General features: G+C 64.7%; 20 protein-coding genes. 5 read left to right on the top strand and 15 right to left on the bottom strand.

The window, feature by feature from the left end; genetic code table 11:
* Positions 1 to 136: 136 nt before the first annotated feature.
* Both RAD15_RS42440 and RAD15_RS42445 read right to left on the bottom strand, forming a co-directional pair.
* Positions 137 to 1,243, bottom strand: coding sequence for a hypothetical protein (locus RAD15_RS42440; protein ID WP_458184624.1), 1,107 nt, complete (start codon positions 1,241 to 1,243; stop codon positions 137 to 139).
* On the bottom strand, positions 1,243 to 2,679 hold the full coding sequence (locus RAD15_RS42445; RefSeq protein ID WP_458184625.1) for an MBOAT family O-acyltransferase: 1,437 nt from the start codon (positions 2,677 to 2,679) through the stop codon (positions 1,243 to 1,245). The genes RAD15_RS42440 and RAD15_RS42445 overlap by 1 nt, the downstream gene beginning before the upstream one ends.
* A 206-nt stretch (positions 2,680 to 2,885) precedes the next feature.
* Here RAD15_RS42445 and RAD15_RS42450 point away from each other — a divergent pair, with 206 nt between their 5' ends.
* Entirely contained in the window at positions 2,886 to 4,991 is a 2,106-nt protein-coding gene (locus tag RAD15_RS42450; RefSeq protein ID WP_458184626.1) for a S9 family peptidase, read from the top strand.
* A gap of 93 nt (positions 4,992 to 5,084) precedes the next feature.
* Here the strand turns inward: RAD15_RS42450 and RAD15_RS42455 are convergent, their stop codons facing one another.
* From RAD15_RS42455 to RAD15_RS42480, 6 genes are all read right to left on the bottom strand, one after another.
* Positions 5,085 to 6,176: an SMP-30/gluconolactonase/LRE family protein gene (locus RAD15_RS42455; protein ID WP_458184627.1), complete on the bottom strand. Its 1,092-nt coding sequence runs from the start codon at positions 6,174 to 6,176 to the stop codon at positions 5,085 to 5,087.
* 81 nt (positions 6,177 to 6,257) lie between these two features.
* Positions 6,258 to 6,977, bottom strand: coding sequence for a ribonuclease activity regulator RraA (locus RAD15_RS42460; protein ID WP_458184628.1), 720 nt, complete (start codon positions 6,975 to 6,977; stop codon positions 6,258 to 6,260).
* A gap of 10 nt (positions 6,978 to 6,987) precedes the next feature.
* Positions 6,988 to 8,727: an L-arabinonate dehydratase gene (gene araD, locus RAD15_RS42465; RefSeq protein WP_458184629.1), complete on the bottom strand. Its 1,740-nt coding sequence runs from the start codon at positions 8,725 to 8,727 to the stop codon at positions 6,988 to 6,990.
* The gene (locus RAD15_RS42470) at positions 8,724 to 9,587 is read right to left on the bottom strand and encodes an ABC transporter permease (RefSeq protein ID WP_458184630.1); all 864 of its coding nucleotides are present in this window, start codon (positions 9,585 to 9,587) and stop codon (positions 8,724 to 8,726) included. Before RAD15_RS42470 ends, araD begins: the two co-directional genes overlap by 4 nt.
* An 11-nt stretch (positions 9,588 to 9,598) precedes the next feature.
* Positions 9,599 to 10,360, bottom strand: coding sequence for an ABC transporter ATP-binding protein (locus tag RAD15_RS42475; RefSeq protein WP_458184631.1), 762 nt, complete (start codon positions 10,358 to 10,360; stop codon positions 9,599 to 9,601).
* Positions 10,360 to 11,379, bottom strand: a complete 1,020-nt coding sequence (locus tag RAD15_RS42480; protein WP_458184632.1) for an ABC transporter substrate-binding protein — start codon at positions 11,377 to 11,379, stop codon at positions 10,360 to 10,362. The genes RAD15_RS42475 and RAD15_RS42480 overlap by 1 nt, the downstream gene beginning before the upstream one ends.
* 94 nt (positions 11,380 to 11,473) lie before the next feature.
* On the opposite strand from RAD15_RS42480, the gene RAD15_RS42485 reads away from it, so the two are divergent.
* A complete protein-coding gene (locus RAD15_RS42485; RefSeq protein WP_458184633.1) occupies positions 11,474 to 12,190 on the top strand; it encodes a GntR family transcriptional regulator in 717 nt (238 codons plus the stop codon).
* Here the strand turns inward: RAD15_RS42485 and RAD15_RS42490 are convergent, their stop codons facing one another.
* Positions 12,191 to 14,371, bottom strand: a complete 2,181-nt coding sequence (locus RAD15_RS42490) for a HAMP domain-containing methyl-accepting chemotaxis protein (RefSeq protein ID WP_458184634.1) — start codon at positions 14,369 to 14,371, stop codon at positions 12,191 to 12,193. It lies immediately after the preceding gene.
* 358 nt (positions 14,372 to 14,729) lie between these two features.
* Here RAD15_RS42490 and RAD15_RS42495 point away from each other — a divergent pair, with 358 nt between their 5' ends.
* Together RAD15_RS42495 and RAD15_RS42500 are read left to right on the top strand one after the other, a co-directional pair.
* Positions 14,730 to 15,149: a response regulator gene (locus RAD15_RS42495; RefSeq protein WP_458184635.1), complete on the top strand. Its 420-nt coding sequence runs from the start codon at positions 14,730 to 14,732 to the stop codon at positions 15,147 to 15,149.
* Positions 15,127 to 18,735, top strand: a complete 3,609-nt coding sequence (locus RAD15_RS42500) for a PAS domain S-box protein (RefSeq protein WP_458184636.1) — start codon at positions 15,127 to 15,129, stop codon at positions 18,733 to 18,735. Before RAD15_RS42495 ends, RAD15_RS42500 begins: the two co-directional genes overlap by 23 nt.
* 153 nt (positions 18,736 to 18,888) lie before the next feature.
* Here the strand turns inward: RAD15_RS42500 and RAD15_RS42505 are convergent, their stop codons facing one another.
* On the bottom strand, positions 18,889 to 19,524 hold the full coding sequence (locus RAD15_RS42505) for a response regulator transcription factor (protein WP_458184637.1): 636 nt from the start codon (positions 19,522 to 19,524) through the stop codon (positions 18,889 to 18,891).
* Between the two features lie 149 nt (positions 19,525 to 19,673).
* On the opposite strand from RAD15_RS42505, the gene RAD15_RS42510 reads away from it, so the two are divergent.
* Positions 19,674 to 19,976, top strand: coding sequence for a hypothetical protein (locus tag RAD15_RS42510; RefSeq protein ID WP_458184638.1), 303 nt, complete (start codon positions 19,674 to 19,676; stop codon positions 19,974 to 19,976).
* Between the two features lie 51 nt (positions 19,977 to 20,027).
* On the opposite strand, the gene RAD15_RS42515 is transcribed toward RAD15_RS42510, so the two are convergent.
* The 5 genes from RAD15_RS42515 to RAD15_RS42535 form a co-directional block, all read right to left on the bottom strand.
* Positions 20,028 to 20,531: a response regulator gene (locus RAD15_RS42515; RefSeq protein ID WP_458184639.1), complete on the bottom strand. Its 504-nt coding sequence runs from the start codon at positions 20,529 to 20,531 to the stop codon at positions 20,028 to 20,030.
* Between the two features lie 129 nt (positions 20,532 to 20,660).
* Positions 20,661 to 20,978 carry a hypothetical protein gene (locus RAD15_RS42520; RefSeq protein WP_008565131.1) on the bottom strand — a complete coding sequence of 106 codons (318 nt, stop codon included), beginning with the start codon at positions 20,976 to 20,978 and terminating at the stop codon, positions 20,661 to 20,663.
* Between the two features lie 2 nt (positions 20,979 to 20,980).
* Positions 20,981 to 21,856 carry a CheR family methyltransferase gene (locus RAD15_RS42525; protein ID WP_458184640.1) on the bottom strand — a complete coding sequence of 292 codons (876 nt, stop codon included), beginning with the start codon at positions 21,854 to 21,856 and terminating at the stop codon, positions 20,981 to 20,983.
* A 60-nt stretch (positions 21,857 to 21,916) separates the two neighbouring features.
* Positions 21,917 to 22,303, bottom strand: coding sequence for a response regulator (locus tag RAD15_RS42530; RefSeq protein ID WP_018321619.1), 387 nt, complete (start codon positions 22,301 to 22,303; stop codon positions 21,917 to 21,919).
* Between the two features lie 31 nt (positions 22,304 to 22,334).
* On the bottom strand, positions 22,335 to 22,780 hold a 446-nt coding region (locus RAD15_RS42535; RefSeq protein ID WP_458184641.1), incomplete at its 5' end, for a chemotaxis protein CheW.

Here is a 22,780-nt window from a genome sequence, read left to right on the forward strand (position 1 = left end):
CCCTTCGGCATCAGCGCTTCCACAAAGCTCGGCTGTCCTGTCCGCTTCACCGCCATCGTCATTCCCCCAAGGCTTTGCCCTAGGGAATCACAACTGGCGGATTACGCAACAGGCCCACAAGGGGAGAGGGTGAAGATCAGCGCTCGACGCGATACGCTTCCACCTGCGCCTTCAGCTGATCCAGCGACGCAAGCGGCGCTTTCGGATCGACTCGATATTCCCCACTCGCCAGCCACTTGAGCACCTGCGCATCAATCACCGGCGAATGATGGATGACGTCGCTGTAATTATCGAGATCATGCGTGACCGCCTTGATCGCGCGGAAGTCGTGCAGGCGCACGTTGGGAAGCCGCGTCAGGCGCTGCGCAATGCGTGCCGTGAGATCGACGACGACTTTCAGCGTCTCCGGTGACGCATCGCGCATCGCGACGAATTGCAGGATCGAATAGGGCGGGAAGTAGATGTCGAAGGTCACGTCCGGATGGCGCGTGATCAGGCTGGCGGCATCGCGTTCGAAATGCTGGACCATGGCGTCATAGCCATAGCCTTCGCCCAGAAAACGGCTGCGCACGGGGTCGGTGATATAGGCGAAGGCAGCAAGCGCCCGCTCCGCGTTGTAGCCGCGCGCGATGTCGAAATCCCGCGGCAGCGCATAGATGTCGTCGACGTCGGACAGCGCGAACTTGACGGGGAGAAACGGCGCCGCGCGCGTCAGCGGCTCCCGGAGCGGCGGAATCGACCGCGTCAGCGCGAACAGGGATTCCTTCGCCATCGCGGCGTTGAACAGATAGAGCCCCATGCCCTTGGCCGTCCCGCGATAGAGATCAACGGACAGATAGGGATCGGCCTCGATGTCGGCCGCATCGACAAAGCTAAAGTCGTCCATCGCCCAGATCACGCGCCGGGCGCCGCGGTCAATCGCCTGCTCCAGCACAAAGCCCTGCTGGCGCGAATTGGAACCGGTCATCGCCAGCTTGAGCGAGCGAACACCGAGCGCGCGGTCGATGTCGCTCTGACGGAAATGGATGGCGAGCGAGGTGCCCATGAAGGCGGTGTCGAACGACTGACTGCGGATCAATCCGGCATTCTGCACGCGCGTGTCGTCGGAATAGAAGGCGGCCACGAGACGCGAGGGACGAAGCAGTTGCAGGGGATCGACGACGAAGGTGAGCATCGCTGCGCCCAGCACGCATGTCGCGCTCGCAAGGAGAAGATACTTCAGATGTGTGAATTTGCCCTGCATCAGAACCGGAAATAGATGAATTCGCTGTGGCTCTGAATGCCGAGAATTCCGAACGCCAGCACCAGCGACGCGCCAGAGAGGACCAGCGGCCGCATGCGCCCTGCCCGCAAGTCCTCGCCGACCCTGCGATTGCCGTGATCGTAGCCCACGACCGCTTGCGTGTTCGGCGCCAGCCACACCAGCACCGCATAGATGGAGACCTGCACCAGCGCGGCGATCTCCTCGCGGCCGAAGACGATGCTCGCGGGGTCGGCCATGGCGTGGAGAATCCGCAGCGCCCAATCGACCCGTTCGGCGCGGAAGAACACCCAGGCGACGACGACGGCGAGGAAGGTCAGCGCCGCGCCCGCGACGCGAGCCGGTCGCGCAAGCGGCAACGGGATGTTCGGCACCAGCGCGTTGAAGGCGTGATTGACGCAGAGATAGGCGCCGTGCAGTGCGCCCCAGACGACAAACGTCCAGGCCGCGCCGTGCCAGAGCCCGCCGAGCAGCATCGTGACCATCAGGTTGACATAGCGCAGCACGCGGCCGTGACGATTGCCGCCAAGCGGGATGTAGAGATAGTCGCGCAGGAATTGCGACAGCGTCATGTGCCAGCGGCGCCAGAACTCGACGATGCTGAAAGCCTTGTAGGGCGAATTGAAATTCACCGGCAGGAAGATGCCGAACATCAGCGATATCCCGATGGCCATGTCGGAATAGCCGGAGAAGTCGAAATAGAGCTGGAACGTATAGGCGAGTGCGCCGAGCCAGGCCTGGTCGAAGCTCGGCGAGCGCGCCTCGAAGGCGAGCGCGACCAGCGGCTGGATGCCGTCGGCAAGGCAGGTCTTCTTGAACAGGCCGATGGCGAAGATGATGATCCCGCACAGGATCAGATGCGCATCGGGGCGCTTTGATTCCTCGTGCTCGAATTGCGGGATCATGTCCTTGTGGTGGAGGATCGGCCCCGCGATCAGATGCGGGAAATAGGTCACGAACAGCGCGTAATGCGGCAAGGCGTAACGTGCGACCTGGCCGCGATAGGCGTCCACCAGGAACGCGATCTGGGTGAAGGTGTAGAAGGAGATGCCGACCGGCAGCAGGATGTGGACTGCGAGGTGCGTGCCGAATACCGCATTGATGTTGTCGGCGGCAAAGCCCGCATATTTGAAGATGCCGAGCACGAGGAGATCCCCGGCGAGGCCGAATGCGAGCGCCGCCTTGCGTTGCCTGGGGACGAGTTCCGCCACGATGAGGAGGTGGCCGACGCCGTAATTGAAGGCGATCGAGAGCAGCAGCAGGGCGACGAACTGCCAGCTGCCAATGGCGTAGAAGGTGATCGAGGCCAGCGCCAGCCAGATCACCGGTGTCAGATTGCTGCGCCGCCCAAGCCAGAAATAGCCGGCCAGCACGACCGGCAGGAACAGCAGGATGAACGGATAGGAATTGAACAGCATCAGGCTGGACCGGCGGCGGGATACGGAGCCTAAGCATACAAGGGGCGGATCAACAACCCGGCGACTTGGCGCAGTCCTTGGCGCCAACCGCGCTGGCAATTCGCGGAATCGGGACGATATAAGGGAACGCGCCTTCTCCCTCTCCCCGTTCTTACGGGGACAGGTAAGAACGTGGCACCGCGCGAATGAGACATGATGAGGACCGAGTGACCCAGGCCAAGACACCCTCCCAGCCCCCCGTCGCCCCGCGCCGGCCGCATTCCTTGACGCGGCACGGCATCACCGTGACCGACGACTATGCCTGGCTGAAGGATGAGAAATGGCAGGAGGTGTTGCGCGACCCTGCTGTGCTCGACCCCGACATTCGCAAATATCTCGATGAGGAGAACGTCTACACCGAGAGCCTGCTCGGTCACACCGCGGCCCTTCAGAAGACGCTGGTGCGGGAGATGCGCTCCCGGATCAAGGAGGACGATTCCAGCGTGCCGTCGCCGGACGGACCGTTCGCCTATTTCCGCAGGTTTCGCGAAGGCGGACAGCACGAGCTGTTCGGCCGCATGCCGCGCGACGGCGGCGATGGCGAGATCGTGCTCGACGGCGACGCTCTGGCCAAGAACCACGACTATTTCAAGTTCGGCGGCAGCCGACACTCGTATGATCACAAGCTGCAGGCCTGGAGCGCGGATACCAAGGGCTCGGAATATTTCTCGATTCGCGTGCGCGACTGGGCGAGCGGCAAGGATCTCGACGACGTGGTCGAGGAGACCGACGGCGGCGTGGTCTGGGCCGCGGACTGCAAGAGCTTCTTCTATGTGAAGCTCGACGACAATCACCGGCCGATGCAGGTGTGGCGGCATAAGCTCGGCACCAAACAGGCCGACGATACGCTGGTCTACGAGGAGCAGGATTCCGGCTGGTTCACCCATCTGCACGAGAGCACCAGCGGCCGCTTCTGCGTGATCGCGGGCGGCGATCATGAAACCTCCGAGCAACGGCTGATCGACCTCGCCGATCCCGAGGCGCCGCCGCGCCTCGTCGCGGCGCGCGAAGAGGGCGTGCAGTATTCGCTGGCCGACCGCGGCGACGAGCTGTTCATTCTCACCAACGCCGATAACGCCATCGACTTCAAGATCGTCAGCGCGCCGCTGTCTTCGCCTGAGCGCAAGAACTGGCGCGATTTGATCCCGTATCGTCCCGGCATCTACATCATCGACCTCGATCTCTATGCCGGCCATCTGGTGCGGCTGGAGCGCGCCAACGCGCTGCCGTCGATCGTGATCCGCGATCTCGCCTCGCGCGAAGAGCACGCCATCGCCTTCGACGAGGCCGCCTATTCGCTTGATACGATGGGCTCCTACGAATTCGAGACGACGAATTTGCGTTTCGCCTATTCGTCGATGACGACGCCGTCGGAAGTCTACGACTACGACATGGTCAAGCGCACGCGAACCTTGCGCAAGCGCCAGGAGATCCCGTCGGGCCACGACGCGGCCGACTACGTCACCACGCGCATCATGGCGAAGGCGCTAGATGGCGCCGAGGTGCCGGTCTCGATCCTCTATCGCCGCGGGCTGAAGCTCGACGGCGCGGCGCCGCTCTTGCTCTACGGCTACGGCTCCTACGGCATGGCGATGCCGGCTTCCTTCAACGCCAACCGCCTGTCACTGGTCGATCGCGGTTTCGTCTACGCCATCGCCCATATCCGCGGCGGCGCCGACAAGGGCTGGGGCTGGTATCTCGACGGCAAGCGCGAGAAGAAGACCAACTCGTTCGACGACTTTTCCGCCAGCGCCCGCGCGCTGATCGACGCGAAATACACCAGCGCAAAACGCATCGTCGGCCATGGCGGCTCGGCCGGCGGCATGCTGATGGGTGCAGTGGCCAATCGCGCCGGCGAATTGTTCGCGGGCATCGTCGCCGAGGTGCCGTTCGTCGACGTGCTCAACACCATGCTCGACGACACGCTGCCGCTGACGCCGCCGGAATGGCCGGAATGGGGCAACCCGATCGAGAGCGAGAAGGATTTTCGCACCATTTTGTCGTACTCGCCCTACGACAATGTCGCGGCAAAGGCCTATCCGGCGATCCTGGCGATGGGCGGATTGACTGATCCCCGAGTCACTTACTGGGAGCCCGCCAAATGGATCGCGCGCCTGCGCGCCACCATGAGCGGCGGCGGCCCGGTGTTACTGCGCACCAACATGGGCGCCGGCCACGGCGGCGCATCGGGGCGGTTCAACCGGCTCGATGAAATCGCGATCGTCTATGCGTTCGCGCTGTGGGCGGCCGGGATGGTGGAGGCCGGGGTGTAGCCCCCACTGCCTCCACATCGTCGTCCTGTCGAAAGCCAGGACGACGATGGAGTGTTTGGCGAGACCTCGCCAAACACTCCCAACACGTCTCCCTCACACCGCCCCGTGCGCCTCGACATACAGCGCATACACCGAATGGCTGCTCGCCATATAGAGCCGGTTGTTCTTCGGGCCACCGAAGCACAAATTGGCGCAGCGTTCCGGCAGCCTGATGAAGGCGAGCGGCTTGCCGTCGGGGTTGAATACCATCACGCCGTCGAGATCCTCCGGCTTGCCCCTAAGCTGAAACACCTTGCGGCCGCCGATTTCGGTCGGCTCGCCCTGCAGCGCGCCGTTGGAGCCCCAGCCGCACCAGAGATTGCCGTCGCGGTCGACGCGGAAACCGTCGAGCGAGCCCTGGTCGGCGGCGTCGATCAGCTTGGTCTTGCCGCTCAGCGAGCCGTCGTCGCCGACATTGTAGCTCCAGATGCTGCGGTTGGGCGTGCCCTTCCATTCGACGATGTAGAGCTTCTTCTCGTCCGGCGAGAAGGCGAGGCCGTTTGGGTTGACGAGGTCGGTGAGGACGGCGCTGATCTTGCCGTCCTTGGCGATGCGATAGACGTTAGTGGTGGCCTGCTCGGCTTTCTCCTTCTTGCCTTCCCACTCGCCGTTGATGCCGAACAGCGGATCGGTGAACCAGATGCTGTCGTCCGACTTCACCACGATGTCGTTCGGCGCGTTCAGCCGCTTGCCCTCGAACTTGTCGGCGAGCACGGTGATTTTGCCGTCCTTCTCGGTGCGGGTGATGCGGCGGGTGACGGAGTGCTCGCAGGTGACGAGGCGGCCCTGGCGGTCGCGCGCATTGCCGTTGGCGTAGTTCGCGTTGGCGCGGAACACGCTGGTCTGCCCGGTCTTCTCGTCGAACTTCATGATCCGGTTGTTGGGAATGTCGGAGAACAGCAGATAGCCGCCCTCGGGGAAATAGGCGGGGCCTTCGGCCCAGCGCATGCCGGTCGCGACCTGCTCGACCGTCGAGGAATAGAGCCGGTATTTTGCAAAGCTCGGATCGAGGATCTGGACGGCGGGATCGGGATAGCGCTGGTTGGGCGCGAACGGAAACGACTGGGCGCCGGCGGCGCGGGCGAGAAGCGTGGACGCCGCCGCCGCGCCAGCGCCGGCCATGAGGTTACGTCGCGTGAAATTCATAGAAATCCTCCCTGCTTGATAAAAGGCCGGCGCTTGATGTGCCGGCCTGTTTCTTGAATTGATTGTTCGGCGCGAACGACCTTAACGGCCGTTCTTCTTCCGCCATTCCGCGAAGTCGGTGAGCGTCTGCGGATCGGTGGCGGGATAGAGACCGAAGATGCCGCGACCCTTGGCGACTTCCTCGGTGACGAAGTCCTCGAACGCGGTCATCTCGAAGGTCTCGTTCGCGATCTCGTCCGCGAGATGCGCGGGGATCACGATGACGCCGTCGGCATCGCCGAGGATGACGTCGCCGGGAAACACCGGCGCATCGCCGCAGCCGATCGGGACGTTGATCTCGATCGCCTGGTGCAGCGTGAGGTTCGTCGGCGCCGAGGGGCGGTGGTGGTAGGCGGGAATACCGAGCTTGGCGATCTCCGCGGAATCGCGAAAGCCGCCATCCGTGACGACGCCGGCGACGCCGCGCTTCATCAGGCGCGTCACCAGGATCGCGCCGGCCGAGGCCGCGCGCGCGTCCTTGCGGCTGTCCATCACCAGCACGCTGCCTGCCGGGCAATCCTCCACCGCCTTGCGCTGCGGATGAGAGCGATCCCTAAAGACGTCGATGGTGTTGAGATCCTCGCGCGCCGGCATGTAGCGCAGCGTAAAGGCCTCGCCGACCATGGTCGGCTGGTCCGCGCCGAGCGGATGCACATCCTGGATCATCTGGATGCGCAGGCCGCGCTTGAACAAAGCGGTGGCGACGGTGGCGGTGGAGACGGATTTGAGCTTGTTGCGGGTGGCTTCGCTGAGTTTTGTCATTTCGTACTCTCTAGTAAATCGACGGCTCGCCGATCGGCGCGCCGAAATCGGTCTCGAGGAAGTCGAAGTCGCAGCCGTCATTGGCCTGCTTGATGTGCTTGGTGAACATCCAGCCATAGCCGCGCTCGAAGCGGCGCTCGGGCTGCTTCCAGGCAGCGCGGCGTTTTTCCAGCTCGGCTTCGGGGACGTCGAGATTGATGGTGCGGGCGGCGACGTCGAGCGTGATGCGGTCGCCGTTTTGCACCAGGGCCAGCGGACCGCCGATATAGGATTCGGGCGAGACGTGCAGGATGCAGGCACCGTAGCTGGTGCCGCTCATGCGCGCATCCGAGATGCGCACCATGTCGCGCACGCCCTGCTTCACGAGTTTGGTCGGGATCGGCAGCATGCCCCATTCCGGCATGCCCGGCCCGCCTTGCGGCCCGGCATTGCGCAGGATCAGGATATGGTCCTCGGTGACGTCGAGGTTGGGATCGTCGACCGCCTTCTTCATCGAAGGGTAATCGTCGAACACCAGCGCCGGCCCGGTGTGCTTGAGGAAGCGCGGCGCGCAGGCGGAGGGCTTGATGACGCAGCCGTCGGGCGCAAGGTTGCCCTTGAGCACCGCGAGTGCGCCTTCCTTGTAGATGGGATTGTCGATTCCCCGGATCACGTCGGCATTGTGAACCTCGGCGCCCTCGATGTTCTCGCCCAGCGTCTTTCCGGTGACGGTGACGCAATCGAGATGCAGATGCGGCTTGATCTGACCCATCAGCGCCGGCAGACCGCCGGCATAGAAGAAGTCTTCCATCAGATAGGCATCGCCGCTCGGGCGGACGTTGGCGATGACGGGCACCTTGCGGCTCGCCTTCTCGAAATCGTCGAGGCCGATGTCGAGACCGGCGCGGCGGGCCTGCGCGATCAGATGGATGATCGCGTTGGTCGAGCAGCCCATTGCCATCGCGACCGCAATTGCGTTCTCGAAGGCTTTGCGGGTCTGGATCGTCTTCGGCGTCAGATCCTCCCAGACCATCTCGACAATGCGGCGGCCGCATTCGGAGGCCATGCGGATGTGGTTGGCGTCGGCCGCTGGAATCGAGGAGGCCCCGGGCAGCGCCATGCCGATCGCCTCCGCAATCGCGGTCATGGTCGAGGCCGTGCCCATGGTCATGCAGGTGCCGTAGCTGCGGGCGATGCCGGCTTCGATGTCGAGCCAATCCTTGTCGGAGATTTTTCCGGCGCGGCGCTCGTCCCAATATTTCCAGCCGTCGGAGCCGGAGCCGAGCGTCTTGCCCTTCCAGTTGCCGCGCAGCATGGGACCGGCCGGCAGGTAGATCGCCGGGATGTTCATCGAGGTCGCACCCAGCAGCAGCGCCGGCGTGGTCTTGTCGCAGCCGCCCATCAGCACCACGCCGTCGACGGGATGGCTGCGCAGCAGCTCCTCGGCATCCATCGCCAGCAGATTGCGATAGAGCATGGTGGTCGGCTTGAGCAGCGATTCCGACAGCGACAGCGCCGGCAGCTCCAGCGGCAGGCCGCCGGCCATCAGGATACCGCGCTTGACGTCGTCGACGCGCGACTTGAAGTGCATGTGGCAGGGCTGCGCATCCGACCAGGTGTTGAGGATCGCGATGATCGGGCGGTCCTTCCACTCCTCCGGCGCGTAACCCATCTGCATGGTGCGGGAGCGGTGGCCGAACGAGCGCAGATCGTCGGGCGCGAACCAGCGCGCGCTGCGCAGCTGGTCGGGCGTGATTTTCTTCTTGGTCATGATTGAGTGCCCCATTTCTGGACGGTGTTCCGCTCGATCGCGCGGAAGATCAGGTTCTCGACAAAGAGCCCGATGATGATCACGGTCAAGAGTCCTGCGAACACGGCGGGTATGTCGAGCAAATTGCGGTTCTCGAAGATGAACCAGCCGAGCCCGCCCTGCCCCGAGGATACACCGAACACCAGCTCGGCCGCGATCAGCGTGCGCCATGCAAACGCCCAGCCGATCTTCAGGCCGGTGAGGATCGAGCCGAACGCCGCGGGAATGAGGATTTTCGCGACATAAGGCAGCCCGCGCAGACCGTAATTGCGCCCGACCATGCGCAGCGTGTTGGACACGCTCTTGAAGCCGGAATGGGTGTTGAGCGCGACCGGCCACAACACCGAATGGATCAGCACGAAGACCAGGCTGCCATTGCCGAGCCCGAACCAGATCAAGGCGAGCGGCAACAGCGCAATCGCGGGCAACGGGTTGAACATCGCCGTCACCGTCTCGAGGAAGTCGGTGCCGATGCGGGTGGAGATTGCCAGCACGGTGAAGATCGCGGCCAGCACGATGCCGGCCGAATAGCCCATGAACAGCACTTTGAGCGACGTCCAGGCCCGCATCGGGATCGTGCCGTCCTTGACGCGATCGAACAACGTCACGGCCGTATCGTGCAGCGTCGGAAACAGCAGGGGGTTGTCGAGATAGACGCCGTAGGCCTCCCACACCGCGGCCAGGAACATGATGATGACGGTCTTGCGGACAAAGCCGTCGTTCCACAGCAGCTCGGCCACGTTCAGCTTGCGCTCGACCTCGCCTGCGCCGCCGGTCGCGGCGACCGGCGCGTCGCGCAGCAGAATTCTTGCTTCACCCATGAGCGGCTCCCCTAGTGCGCGGTGGCTTCGCCGGCGAACAGGAGATCGTGGATCTCCTTCTCCAGCCGGCCCGCACTGCCATCGTCATTGCTGACCTTGTCGACGTCGATCACCTCGGCCTTGACCCGGCCGGGATGCGGCGACAGCAGCAGGATTCGGTTGCCGATACGGATCGCTTCCGCGATCGAATGGGTCACGAACAGCACGGTGAACTTGGTCTCGCTCCAGAGCTGGAGCAGCTCGTCCTGACAGGTCCGGCGCGTCAGCGCGTCGAGCGCGGCGAACGGCTCGTCCATCAAGAGAATGTCCGGCTCCATCGCCATGCCGCGCGCGATCGCGACGCGCTGCTTCATGCCGCCGGAGAGCGTGTGCGGATAGGCATCAACGACGCGGGTGAGACCGACCTTCTCGATATAGGCCCGTGCCTTCGCTTCGGCGTCCCTGCGCGACAGTTTTCGCGCAGTGAGCAGCGGGAACATGACGTTGGCGAGCACGCTCTTCCAGGGCAGGAGCTGGTCGAACTCCTGGAAGATCATCATGCGGTCCGCGCCCGGACCATGGATCTCGCGATCGCCGATCGTCATGCGGCCTTCGCTCGGGCTCATGTATCCGCCGACGGCCTTGAGCAAGGTCGACTTGCCGCAGCCGGAGGGACCGAGCAGCACGAAGCGGTCGGACTTGTCGACCGTAAAACTCACCCTTTCCGTGGCGGTGACGACGGCGCTGGAGGTCTTGTAGCGCAGCGTCACCCCGTTGACGTCGAGCAGCGCCATCAGTTGCCCTTCAGGTCGTGTGCGACGGGGAGATAATAGTCCGTCCAGGCCTTGGGCTGGCTCTTCAGCGTGCCGGTCTTGTAGAGATGCGCGGCGAATTTCATCGTGCCCTGCGGCTCGAGATTCCACTCCATCATGCCGGGCTCCTTGAGGAGATCGAGCAGTTCCTCCACCGAGGTCTTGTCGCCGGTGATCTCCTTGTAGATCTCGACCGCCTGCTTGGTGTCGCTGCGGATCAGGTCCTGCGCTTCCTTGGTGGCGTCGCGCACGGCCTGGATGATCTTCGGATTGGCGTCGGCGAATTTCGTCGTCGTGAAGAACTGCGCCTGGCTGAGCGGGCCACCCATCACGTCGGGCGAATTCAGCACGACATGCGCGCCCGGCACGTTCTTCAATTCCAGGAACGTGAAGGGCGGGATCGAGAAATGGTTGTGCACCTCATGCTTGGGATTGGCGAGCGCCGCATAGGCGTCGGGATGACCGAGCTGCACGGTGTTGACGTCGAGCTTCGACCATTGGTCGGCGCCGAAGGCCTCGGCGGCCGCGATCTGCAGCACGATCGCCTGCGTGGACACCTTCACGGTCGGCACCGCGATCTTGTCGCTCGGACCAAAATCCTTGATCGACTTGATGTTGGGATCGCGGCTGATCAGCGTCATCGGCTGCGCCGAGGTCGCGACGATGCCCTTCACGCCGCCGCGGGTGCGGTCCCACAGCAGGAGAAGATTGCCGGTGCCGGTGTTGAGGATGTCGACGCCGCCCGCAAGCAGCGCATCGGTCTGGGCGCCGCCGCCGGAGAAGGTGACCCATTTGGTGGTGACGCCTGAAACGCCGAGCGAAGCTGCATGCTTCTCGATCAGCTTCTGCTTCTCCATGATGTGGCTCGGCATGTAGAAAATGCCGGGCTGGCGCGACAGCGAGATCTCGGATTTCTGCTGGGCTTGCGCCGGGGAGGCCGCCAGGGCCGTCGCAGCGATCAGGGCGATGGCGGCAAGGCCATTCTGCAATTGCTTCATCATTGTTGTTCGTTTCCTCCGGCCGCCATTGACGAGCGATCCGGCTGATGCACTAATGCATTAGTACATCAAAGGCAAGCCCGCCGGAACCATCGCCATGGAATCAGCCCAACCCGCGCTCCGCGCGGCCGCCCGCCCCGGCGCACGGCTCGACCGGGCGCGACAGGCCGCGCCGCAGGTGTTCGAGCGGCTGCGCAACGCCATTCTCGCCCTCGAACTGCCGCCGGGCTCGCCGCTGTCGCGCACCGATCTCGCCGCGCAATTCGGCGTCAGCTCGACGCCGATCCGCGACGCCCTGATGCGGCTGGAAGAAGACGGGCTGGTGGACGTGTTTCCGCAGCACGCAACCGTGGTCAGCCGGGTCGACGTCGGCCGCGCCGAGCAGGCCCATTTCCTGCGCCAGGCGCTGGAGCTCGAAATCGTGCGGCTGCTCGCGGAGAAGCATGACGCGGCCCTGGTCATCCGCCTCGACCACGCGATCGCGCTCCAGCAGCAATTCGCCAAGGCCGGCGACTTCGAGAGCTTCATCGCCGGCGACAATGATTTTCACGCGCAGCTCTATACAGCGGCCGGCAAGCAGGAGCTCTGGACGCTGGTGCGCAGCCGCAGCGGACATATCGACCGGCTGCGCCGGCTGCACCTGCCCTCACCGGGCAAGGCCCAGAACATCGTGCGCCACCACAAGCTGATCACGCGCGCAATCGAGGCTGGAGACGCCGATGCCGCGCAACAGCATCTGCGCACGCATCTGTCGGGCACGCTCAGCGAGCTCGACAAGATCCGAAGCCACTATCCCGAGTACCTGACCGATTGATTAGGCGACGTTCCGGCAATTTCGCCGCTCCGGTCCGCCGTAGTCGGACTCGTCGCTCTTGCGGCGGTCCATCGGACCGCTGCGCAGCTTGACGAAGAAGGCCTGGACCTCGGCCGCAAGCCGCTCGGATGCCCCCGACACCTGGTTCGCCGCTCCCATCACGTTGTCGGCCGAGCGGCTGGTTTCCGCGATCGCGCCGGAGACGGTCCCGATGCTGGAGGCGAGCGTCTGCGTCCCCGACGCCGCCATCTGGACGTTCTGCGAGATCTCCCGCGTCGCCGCGCCCTGCTCCTCCACGGCGCCTGCGATCGCCGCCGTGACCTCGTCGATCCGGCGCATGGCGGTGGCGACCTCCTTGACGGAGGCGACCGCGCTGCCGGTCGAGCTCTGGATCGCGGCAATGTGCTGGGCGATGTCCTGCGTCGCATTGCGGGTCTGGTCGGCCAGCGCCTTGACCTCGGAGGCCACCACCGCAAAGCCGCGGCCGGCTTCGCCGGCACGCGCGGCCTCGATGGTGGCGTTGAGCGCCAGGAGGTTGGTCTGGGCCGCGATCGCCTGGATCAGATCGACCACCGAGCTGATGCTCTGGGCGGCGTGTGCGAGGCCCTCGATCTCGGCCTCGGAGCGCGCGGTGACGTCGCCCGCCGACCGCACCGTCTTGTTCGACAATTCGATCTGGCGGCCGATCTCGACGATGGACCCCGCAAGCTGCTCTGCCGCGGCAGCGACGGTCTGGACATTGACCGCGGTCTGCTCGGAGGCGGCCGCCGCGGACGCGGCCTGGTTCGTCGCATAATGCGCGATGCCGCCGAGGCTCTGCGCGGTCTGCCGCATGGTGCCGGCATTCTCGCCGACAAGTGCGAGCAGATCGCCCGAGGTCACGCGAAATTCCTCGACAGCGTTCTCCATGTTGCGATTGCTGGCCTCGCGCACCTCCGCCTCGCGTGCAAGGCCCGTCGCGGCCTGCTGCTGGGCGATCACGTTGTCGCGGAATTTTGCCACCGCCTGCGAGACGACACCGATCTCGTCACCGCGCTCGGCCGTCCTGAATTCGACACTGGTGTCGCCACCGGACAGCCGCGCCGAGTCCGCCACCAGCTCGACGATCGGACGGGTGATCGAACGCGCCACCAGGATGGCGATCACCGTTCCCAACGCCAGTCCCGCGGCGAGCAGGATCCACTGCAACAGCAGCAGCTTCTCGACCTCCTCGGCCACCCTGCGGGCGTCTTCGGCGAGCTTCGATTGCTGGTCGCTCTTGAGACCGCCGGAGCGCTTGCCGTCTGCGTCCTTGCTGCCGTCGAGCAAATCGAGGATCCGGGCCGCGCGCGGTGCGGCCTCGGTGGACAGGATGAAGACCGGCGCGTTCCATCGCGGCGTCTGCCGGATCGCGAAGATCCTCTGCGGCAATGGGGTGAACGCCTCGTTCGCCTTGGCGATGGCCCGGTACGCGGCCGCCTGCCTTTCGGTGAGCAGATCCGCCTGGGTGCCGACCGATGCGAGCGCGGCCCTGAAGGTCGCCAGCGGCTTTTCGAACTTGTCGCGATCGGCGGCCTCGCCCGAGGCGACATAGAGCCGCAATTGCGATCCCGCGGCGGCAAGATTGCCGCGCACATCGGCAAAGGTCTTGAGCAGGCGCTTGCGCTGCGGCGTCGCCTCCAGCGCCTCCTCCTCGTCGATCATCGCGGTGATCTCGGCGAACATCGTCGCGATCAGCGGCGCGGCCTCCTTTGCCAGGAGCTCGCTCGCCGGATAGGCCGACGGCGTGAAGGCGGCCAGCTCGGCCTTGTCCTGGGCCTGGCGGAATTCCGCGATCAGCGACCTAGCCTCGCTCCAGCTGGACTTGTTCTGGGGGCTGGAAAAGCCCTCGGCCATGCGGTCGACCGCGGCCGCTGTGCGATCGAGCTCGGCCCAGACCGCCGCCCGATCACGCTTGCCCTGCGCATCGCCCGTCAGCAGATAGCCGCGCAGCGTCGACAGGGTGGAATAGAGATTGCCGACGAGCTCGGTGCTTGCGATCGCGACCGGAGCCCGCTGGTCCACGACGGACTTGATGCGCGAGGAAATGTCCGAGATCGCGGTGACGGTGTAGATCACTGTCGCCGCGAGCAGAACGCAGATCAGTGCGAAGCCGCCGAGCAGCCGGGTACGAATTCCGGTGTTTGCCATGGATTTGAACATTGGAGATCTCGTGCTGATATCGCGGTCGGCCGGGCTGGCCCAAATGTAAATGATGCGCTTCCAGACAATCGACTAATGACAACCTGCAACAATATCTCAGACCGACTTTAACCCCCGGTGAAAACCGGATCCCGCGCAACTACGGCGAGAAAGATAGTTCCGTCAATTTTCTGCCCGCGCCGAGGAGCCATGTGCACGAAAGCATGCATAATGGGGGCGCCGGCCCGCGGGCGGCGGGCTACGTTCGCATGGGTCGCGAAGTGCTTGCAGGCTGGGCAGAATGCGCGCAACAATTTCGTGTTTGATGGCTTGATTTGCGGTTGGGGGGACGCCCCATCCGACCCGGAGGATTTCAGACGTGGCCAACATCCTGATCGTGGATGACGACGCGGCCGTGCAGATCACGATCCGGCTGCTCCTGGAAAGGGCCGGTCATCACGTCACCGTCGCCGGCGATGGCCGCAAGGGACTTGCGCTGTTCGAGGCCGCCCGGTTCGACCTGCTGTTTCTCGACATCTTCATGCCCGGCATGGACGGGCTGGAGACGATGCGCCACATCCGGGCGCTGGCGCCGGCCGTTCCGATCATCGTCATTTCCGGCCGTTCGGTCACGCCGGACGCCTATGCGGAGCCCGATTTCCTGAAGATGGCGACCAAGCTCGGCGCGGTAGCTAGCCTGCAAAAGCCGTTCCGACCCGACGCATTGCTCGCCGCAGTCGATGGCTGCCTGAAGGCGGGCGAGCCGGAGGGGTCCAATGTCAGCTCCGGCTACCGATGATGTGGGCGCCCGCTCTGCTCCAGGCCGGAACAGGCGAGGTGATACGGGAAGTCCTGCGAATATCCCCATGACATTCACAACGACGCTCGCAACGCGGCTGGCCGTCGCAATGATCCTGCTGGTGGCGGTGACCGTGGCCGCCGTCGGTTGGCTCGGCTATCGCAACATCACGCAAGCCGTCATTCCCCGGGTCCTGGAGCGGGTCGAAGCCCAGTCGCGCCTGCTGGCGACCAATCTTGAATCCTACGTCGCCGGCGTTCGCGGCGATTTGATCGGCTATCGCTCCGCCGCGGCCATCAACGGCCTGATCCGCGCTCACATCGGTGGAGGCATTGACGCATCTGACGGCGTTTCCGAGCAGACCTGGCGCGAGCGCATCGCGACGCGGCTCGCGGCCGAGATCGAGGCCAAGCCGAGCTACGCGCAGTTTCGCATCATCGGCCTCGACGACGACCAGCGCGAGCTGGTCCGCGTCGATCGCTCCGGTCCGAATGGAGCCGCACGGATCGTCCCCGACAGCGAACTGGAGCGCAAGAGCGAACGAACCTATCTCCAGGAAACGATGCGGCTGGCCGCCGGCGAGATCTATGTTTCGCCCATCGACCTCGCCACGCGCCAGGGAGGGACCACGGACCTGCACGTTCCGACGCTTCGGGTCGCGACGCCGCTGTTCACGCCGGACGGCAAGCCGTTCGGTATCGTCATCGCCAATATCGACATGCGTCCGGCGCTCGAACGCGTCCGCGCGACGACGAGTTCGGGAGGCGAGATTTACGTCGTGAATTCACGCGGCGACTATCTCGTGCATCCCGATCGCACGCGGGAATTCGGCTCATTGCGCGGCCATCCCACCGACTGGCGCAAGGATTTTCCATTCTTTTCGGCCCTGGCTGGCGTACCGGGAGTGTCCACGCAGCTCATGACCGACGGGTCGGGGCGGCCGAGCGGCGCGGCGATCGCACCGGCGCTGCTTGCGGGCAAGGAATGGATCGCGATCGTCGTGACTGTTCCTCCGTCCGTCTTCGGCCGCGTGCCCGCCGCCATTCAAAAAACGTCCCTGCTCGTCGGCGTGCTCGCGGTCCTCGCCGCGGCTTCGCTCGCGGTGCTGCTGGCGCGCTCATTGACCCGCCCGATCGGACGCCTGACCGCGGCGGTGGAAGCAATCGGCAGCGGACGGACAGCGGACATTCCCGTCGACGCAAGCGGCGAGACCGGCGTGCTCGCGCGGGCCTTTGCCCGGATGGTCGAAGAGACGCAGGCGAAAACGGCCGCTCTCGAACGCGAGGTCCGGGAGCATCGCCGTACCGAGGCCGCACGAAGCCATCACGCGGAGCGCGAGCGCCTGTTCAGCGCCGCCGTCGAATCGTCCGACGATGCGATCGTGATGCAATCGCTCGATGCCACCATCACGGGCTGGAATCCGGCCGCCGAACGCCTCTATGGCTATTCGGCCGACGAGGCGATCGGGAAATCCACCGCGATCATCGTCCCGTCCGACCGCCGCGAGCAGGGCAAGAACATCTTGGGACGAATCGCCCGGGGCGAGCCGATCGAACGGTTCGAGACGGTGCGCCTGCGCAAGGACGGCACGCCGGTCGAAATCTCACTCAGCCTCTCGCCGATCAGGGGCCCCTCGGGCGAGATCACCGGCGCATCCGGATCCGCGCGCAGTCTCACCGAGGCGCGGCGCGCCGAGCGGCAGCTCCAGCAGCAGCTCGAGGAGCGCCGGCAGATCTTCGAGACCTCGCAGGATCTGATCATGGTGATGGACGCCCGCGGCCATATCGCACAGGTCAGCCCGTGCAGCGAGACCATTCTCGGCTACCGGCCGGAGCAGATGATCGGCCGCAGCGGCGCCGACTTCATTCATCCCGACCATCTGGCGCAATCGCGCGAGGACATGCGCGCGCTGCGGCGCGGCGAGCGGCCCAAGCTTAGCGACACCCGCTGCTTCCACAAGAACGGGCACGAGGTCTGGCTGTCCTGGCTCGGCAACTGGTCCGAGCAAGCGCAGCGCTTCTTCTTCGTCGGGCGCGACATGACGGAAGCGCGGCTCGCGCAGGAATCGCTGCGCGAGAGCGAACGGCTCGCCCGCAACATCGTCGAGACATCGCTCGACGCCTTCGTCCAGACCGACGAGACCAGTTGCATCCTGAACTGGAATTCGCAGGCCGAACAGCTGTTCGGCTGGCACCGGGACGAGGTGCTCGGCAAGAGCACGATCGACCTGATCGTCGCCGAAAGCGAGCGCGACAGGGTCAGGGCGGGCCTGAAGCTTTTCCTCGAGACCGAGGACGGCCGGACGCTGAACCGCCGCCGCGAGCTCATGTGCCGGCGCCGCGACGGCAAGGAATTCAGGGCCGAGCTGAGCGTGACCGCGCTGAAGCGCCGCGAGGGCCTGCTGTTCAACGTCTTCTACCGCGACCTCACCGACAAGATCGCGGCTGAGGAGCGCATCCGCCAGGCCGAGAAGATGGAAGCGGTCGGCCAGCTCACCGGCGGCGTGGCGCACGACTTCAACAACATCCTCACCGTCATCACCGGAACGATCGAGATCCTCGCGGAGGCGGTCGAGAAGGAACCGCAGCTTGCGGCGATCACGAAGATGATCGACGAGGCCGCTGCGCGCGGCGCCGATCTGACCCAGCACCTGCTCGCCTTCGCGCGCAAGCAGCCGCTTCAGCCGCGCGAGATCGACATCAACTCGCTGATCGTGGACACCGCGAAATTGCTGCGGCCGACGCTGGGCGAGCAGATCCAGATCGAATCGGTGTTCGAGGACGAGAATTGCATCGCGACGGTCGATCCCAACCAGCTCACCACCGCGATCCTCAACCTCGCGCTCAATGCCCGCGACGCCATGCCGGGCGGCGGCAAGCTGATCGTGGAGACGGGCGCGGCCTATCTCGACGAGGTCTATGCCAGCGTCAACGACGTCCGGCCGGGCCATTACGTGCTGATCGCCGTGAGCGACACCGGCACCGGCATTCCGTCCAACATGCTGGCCCGGGTGTTCGACCCCTTCTTCACCTCGAAGGGACCGGGCAAGGGCACCGGGCTCGGGCTTTCGATGGTCTACGGCTTCATCAAGCAGTCGGCGGGCCACATCAAGATCTACAGCGAGGAAGGCCACGGCACCACGATCAAGATGTACCTGCCGCCCGGCAAGACCGCGACGGTGGTCGGCGAGGGCGTGACGCCTGCGACGATCGAGGGCGGACACGAGACGATCCTCGTGGTCGAGGACGACCGGCTGGTGCGCGACTACGTGCTGGCGCAACTGCATTCGCTGGGTTACGTCACCTTGCAGGCCGCGAACGCGGCGGAGGCGCTCGCGATCGTCGCCGCCGGCAAGCCGTTCGACCTGCTGTTCACCGACGTCATCATGCCCGGCAAGATGAACGGACGGCAGCTCGCCGACGAACTCCAGAAGACGCGCACCGAGTTGAAGGTGGTCTACACGTCCGGCTATACCGAGAACGCGATCATCCACCACGGCCGGCTGGATTCAGGCGTCCTGCTGCTGGCGAAGCCCTATCGCAAATCGGATCTCGCGCGGATCATCCGCAAGGCGCTGAGCAGCTGAGGCGCGCTCTCATGTCCCGGACGCACAGCAGCGCCCTAAGCGCTGCTGTGCAGAGCCGGGACCCAGAATTTTCAGCCGCGAATTTGGAGAGATGGGCCCCGGCTCAGCGGCGCATCATTTCATGATGCACCGCGTCCGGGGCACGAGACCATTCTACGACGCGCGCTGAACCGCGGTCATCACGATACGGATCAGATCGGCGGCATTGCGCGCACCGAGCTTCTTCATGATGTTGGCGCGGTGGTCTTCGATGGTGCGCGGGCTGATGCCGAGGGTGCGGCCGGCTTCCTTGTTGGACGCACCGGAGGCGAACTGCTCGAGCACCTCGCGCTCCCTGCGCGTCAACGGCTCGCGTCCGGGGAAATGCAGCGAGCCGAATTTCGGTGACGCGTTCTCTGCCTGCCTGCGTGCATAGGCGCCGATCGCCTCGTCGAGGCGGCCGACGATCTCACTGCCGCGGAACGGCTTCTCGATGAAGTCGAGCGCGCCACTCTTGATGGCGCCCACCGCCATGGCGATGTCGCCCTGTCCGGAGATCATGAAGATCGGCGCCGGATAGTCCTCGCCCTGCAGCTCGTTGAGAATGTCGAGACCCGACTTTCCGGGAATATGCACGTCGAGCAGGATCGCAGCGGGTGTGCGGTTTCGCGCGACGGAGAGCAGCGCTGCACCGTCGGCAAAACAGATCACCTCATAGCCCGCCGCCTTCAACACCATCGACAAGGTGTCGCGAACGGCAGGGTCGTCGTCGACCACGAAGATTTCACCGCGAGAGCTTTGTTCGGCCATGTGCCACATCCGGTTGGCATGAAGGACTCGCGTCCGCGCCAATCGTTATGGCGTTCGGCGCGGATTCGGCCCACCCGTATTTGTACGGGACATGGACTTAACGCACAAGTAGCGGCAGGGTGCCTAATTGCGGGGTACGGAGAATATCCATGCTAAATTTCGCTGGCACACCCCCGCTTGTCGCAAGGGCTGAAACTGACAGCCGTCAGTTGATCGCGGCGGATCTTCGCTCTTTGATCGTGCAGATCGAGAGCAGCATGCGCCTGATCGACGCGGCCATGATGGAAGCAAACCCGGCGCAGGATTATGGCGACCAAGCCGGTTCCATCGATGTTTTCGTGCTTGACGACGTTACACCGCGTTACGCCACGGCGAGCGCCACCCTCAATGCCTGTCGGGCTGGCCTTGGCCACGCCCTGCGATCCCTGTCGGAATCCGGCGGCGCGGCGTAGATCGCGAACAGTGCGGGCAGCTGCCGCACCCGATCGCATGGCAGCCCCAGCCTAGGCGCGGTGCCGCTCCACGATCGCGTCGGAGGCGACACCACCCCAGGTATGGATCGCCGGCAGGCCCATCGCGGTCTTGCCGAGATTGGCGAGGCTGATGCGCAGGGCCGCGAGATCGAGCGGCTTGGGCAGGCTCTGGAGCTCGATTCCGACGGAACGGGCGAAGCTGCGGGCAGCACTGCGGCGCTTGCCGTCCATGCCGCTGATGACGATCACGGCGCCGGCGAACTTCGCCTTGGCCATCTCGCGCAGCACGTCGATGCCGTCGCCATCCTCCAGCACGAGATCGAGCGTCACGCAGTCGAAGCGCGCGGCGCGGAGCTTTTCGATCGCCTCCGCCACGGACGGTGCCACGGTGACTTCGTGCCCGGCCTGCTTGGCGGCGACCGTGATGAGGCTGCGCTGCGTAGCGTCGTCATCGACCACCAGGAGCTGAAGCGCACGCCGCTCGGCGACATCAGGCAGGTTCGACGGGATGGGGGAGAGGGGGCTTCTGGGCATTGCCGTATCCTGAGATTGAGACCGGCATTGGATACACGGTTCGCGCTTAGGCGACGTAAAGCCGCCACGGCAAATTCATCCCGATGTTTCAGCAAATATAAAGCAACCTGACGCAAAGCGCGTGTCCGGTCAGGCGGCCTCGTCGCGGCCGCCGGCGGCGCCGCGCTTCTTCCGGTTCTTGCCGCGGAGGAACTGGATGTCCATTTCGGCGCCGTTGACGCGCACCAGCTCGCAGCGGCGGTAGGCAAGGCCCGTGGACGACAGCAGCAGGAAGAACTCCTTCAGGTTCAGCCCCTGAATCGAGCCTTCCACCGTGAGGATGGCGTCCGTGTCGGAGATCGCGTTGAGCTTGCAGTCGCGGCGCCAGGTGCCGTCGATGGCCATGATGCAGACATCATAACCGCGACTGAACGTCACGCGTTCCGCGCCTTTGCCATCCTCGGCCATGCCTATCGTCCTGCCAGCGCCATGCGCGGCGCTGCGCCGGCGAGGGCCGGCTTGGCGGCTGCCGCACGCGGGTCGTTCGGCTTGTAGAGGCCGCGCCGTTCCGGAATCGGCCTGAATGTATCGGTCAGTCCGACCACGGTTTCGGCTGCACCCAGCACCAGGAAGCCGTCGGGTTCGATCTGGCGCGCCAGCCGGTTGAAGATGTTGATCTTGGTGTCCTGGTCGAAATAGATCAGCACGTTGCGGCAGAAGATGACGTCGAAGGTGCCGAGCTGGGCGAAATCGTGCAGCAGATTGAGCTGCCGATGCTGGATCATCGCCCGCAATTCGGGATTGATCTGCCAGGTCTCGCCGGTCTGCTTGAAATATTTCATCAGCATCTGGATCGGCAGCCCGCGCTGCACCTCGAACTGGCTGTAGATGCCGGCCTTGGCCTTCTCCAGCACCTCCTGCGACAGGTCGGTCGCGATGATCTCGACGCGCCAGCCGGTGAGGGCCGCACCCATCTCCTTCAGGCACATCGCCAGCGAGTACGGCTCCTGCCCGGTCGAGCCGGCGGCACACCAGATGCGCACGCTGCGGCGTCCGGCGCGCGCCTTGATGATCTCGGGCATGATGGTGTCGCGGAAATGATCGAACGGGACCTTGTCGCGAAAGAAGAAGGTCTCGTTGGTGGTCATGGCCTCGACCACGTCGGTGATCAGCGTGCGCGAGCCGCCTTGCAGCTTCTGCACGAGCTCGGGGATGCCGGAGAGCCCGGCCTTGCGGGCGAGCGGCAGCAGGCGACTTTCGATCAGATATTGCTTGTCTGCGGACAGGTCGAGACCGGAATTGTCCTTCAGAAACTTACGCAGATACTCATACTCGGTCGGGGTCACGGATGGCCTCTTCGAAGCTGTACTGGAACACTCTGGCCGGAATATTCGGGCCAGACACACTCAGACCATGGCTTGTCCGACCGGGATCAAGCCAACTTCAGCGAACTTGTCGGCGATAATGTCTTTGTCGAAGGGCTTCATGATGTATTCGTTGGCGCCGCCGCTGAGCGCCTGGGCGATATGCGCCACGTTGTTCTCGGTGGTGCAGAACACGACCTTGGGCTGGTCGCCGCCGGGCAGGCGGCGCATGTGGCCCATGAACTCGAAGCCGTCCATGACCGGCATATTCCAGTCGAGCAGCACCGCGTCGGGCAGCTGCCGCTGACAGATCTCGAGCGCCTTCGAGCCGTCCTCGGCCTCGGTGACTTCGAATTCCAGGCCCTCCAGGATGCGGCGCGCGATCTTGCGCACCACGCTGGAATCATCGACCACCAAACATGTCTTCATTTTGGTTCTCCGGCTTCGATGTTTCGTTGGCTCACGCAGCCATCTGCACTTTGGTTTCGAGATCTAGGACGCGATCGACGTCGAGGACGACCATGAGCTGTCCGTCGAGGCGGTGGACGCCGCCGGCGAGCTTGGCCATGCGGGGATCGAGGTTGACGGGGTTCTCCTCCATGCCGGCCTCGGCAAGCCGCAGCACCTCGCCGATCTGGTCGATCAGCAGGCCATAGGATTCACCGCGCAAATCGACGCCGACCGCCATCGGCACCTTGCCGTCCTCGGGCTCGGGCAGGCCGAGACGGGCGCGCATGTCGACCACGGTGACGATGCGGCCGCGCAGGTTCAGCACGCCCGCGATCTCGCGCGAGGCCAGCGGCACGCGGGTGACGCGCTCGGGCATGAACACGTCCTGGACGCGGGAGATCGGCAGGCCGAACAGCTGGCCGCCGATCATCGCGGTGACGTATTCGACCATGGCGC

The sequence above is a fragment of the Bradyrhizobium sp. 14AA genome (assembly GCF_054185205.1).

Coding starts and splice junctions, on each gene's coding strand:
- RAD15_RS42440 (WP_458184624.1), bottom strand. CDS start 1,243: ATGCAGGGCAAATTCACACATCTGAAGTATCTTCTCCTTGCGAGCGCG.
- RAD15_RS42445 (WP_458184625.1), bottom strand. CDS start 2,679: ATGCTGTTCAATTCCTATCCGTTCATCCTGCTGTTCCTGCCGGTCGTG.
- RAD15_RS42455 (WP_458184627.1), bottom strand. CDS start 6,176: ATGAATTTCACGCGACGTAACCTCATGGCCGGCGCTGGCGCGGCGGCG.
- RAD15_RS42460 (WP_458184628.1), bottom strand. CDS start 6,977: ATGACAAAACTCAGCGAAGCCACCCGCAACAAGCTCAAATCCGTCTCC.
- araD (WP_458184629.1), bottom strand. CDS start 8,727: ATGACCAAGAAGAAAATCACGCCCGACCAGCTGCGCAGCGCGCGCTGG.
- RAD15_RS42470 (WP_458184630.1), bottom strand. CDS start 9,587: ATGGGTGAAGCAAGAATTCTGCTGCGCGACGCGCCGGTCGCCGCGACC.
- RAD15_RS42475 (WP_458184631.1), bottom strand. CDS start 10,360: ATGGCGCTGCTCGACGTCAACGGGGTGACGCTGCGCTACAAGACCTCC.
- RAD15_RS42480 (WP_458184632.1), bottom strand. CDS start 11,379: ATGATGAAGCAATTGCAGAATGGCCTTGCCGCCATCGCCCTGATCGCT.
- RAD15_RS42485 (WP_458184633.1), top strand. CDS start 11,474: ATGGAATCAGCCCAACCCGCGCTCCGCGCGGCCGCCCGCCCCGGCGCA.
- RAD15_RS42490 (WP_458184634.1), bottom strand. CDS start 14,371: ATGTTCAAATCCATGGCAAACACCGGAATTCGTACCCGGCTGCTCGGC.
- RAD15_RS42500 (WP_458184636.1), top strand. CDS start 15,127: ATGTCAGCTCCGGCTACCGATGATGTGGGCGCCCGCTCTGCTCCAGGC.
- RAD15_RS42505 (WP_458184637.1), bottom strand. CDS start 19,524: ATGGCCGAACAAAGCTCTCGCGGTGAAATCTTCGTGGTCGACGACGAC.
- RAD15_RS42510 (WP_458184638.1), top strand. CDS start 19,674: ATGCTAAATTTCGCTGGCACACCCCCGCTTGTCGCAAGGGCTGAAACT.
- RAD15_RS42515 (WP_458184639.1), bottom strand. CDS start 20,531: ATGCCCAGAAGCCCCCTCTCCCCCATCCCGTCGAACCTGCCTGATGTC.
- RAD15_RS42520 (WP_008565131.1), bottom strand. CDS start 20,978: ATGGCCGAGGATGGCAAAGGCGCGGAACGCGTGACGTTCAGTCGCGGT.
- RAD15_RS42530 (WP_018321619.1), bottom strand. CDS start 22,303: ATGAAGACATGTTTGGTGGTCGATGATTCCAGCGTGGTGCGCAAGATC.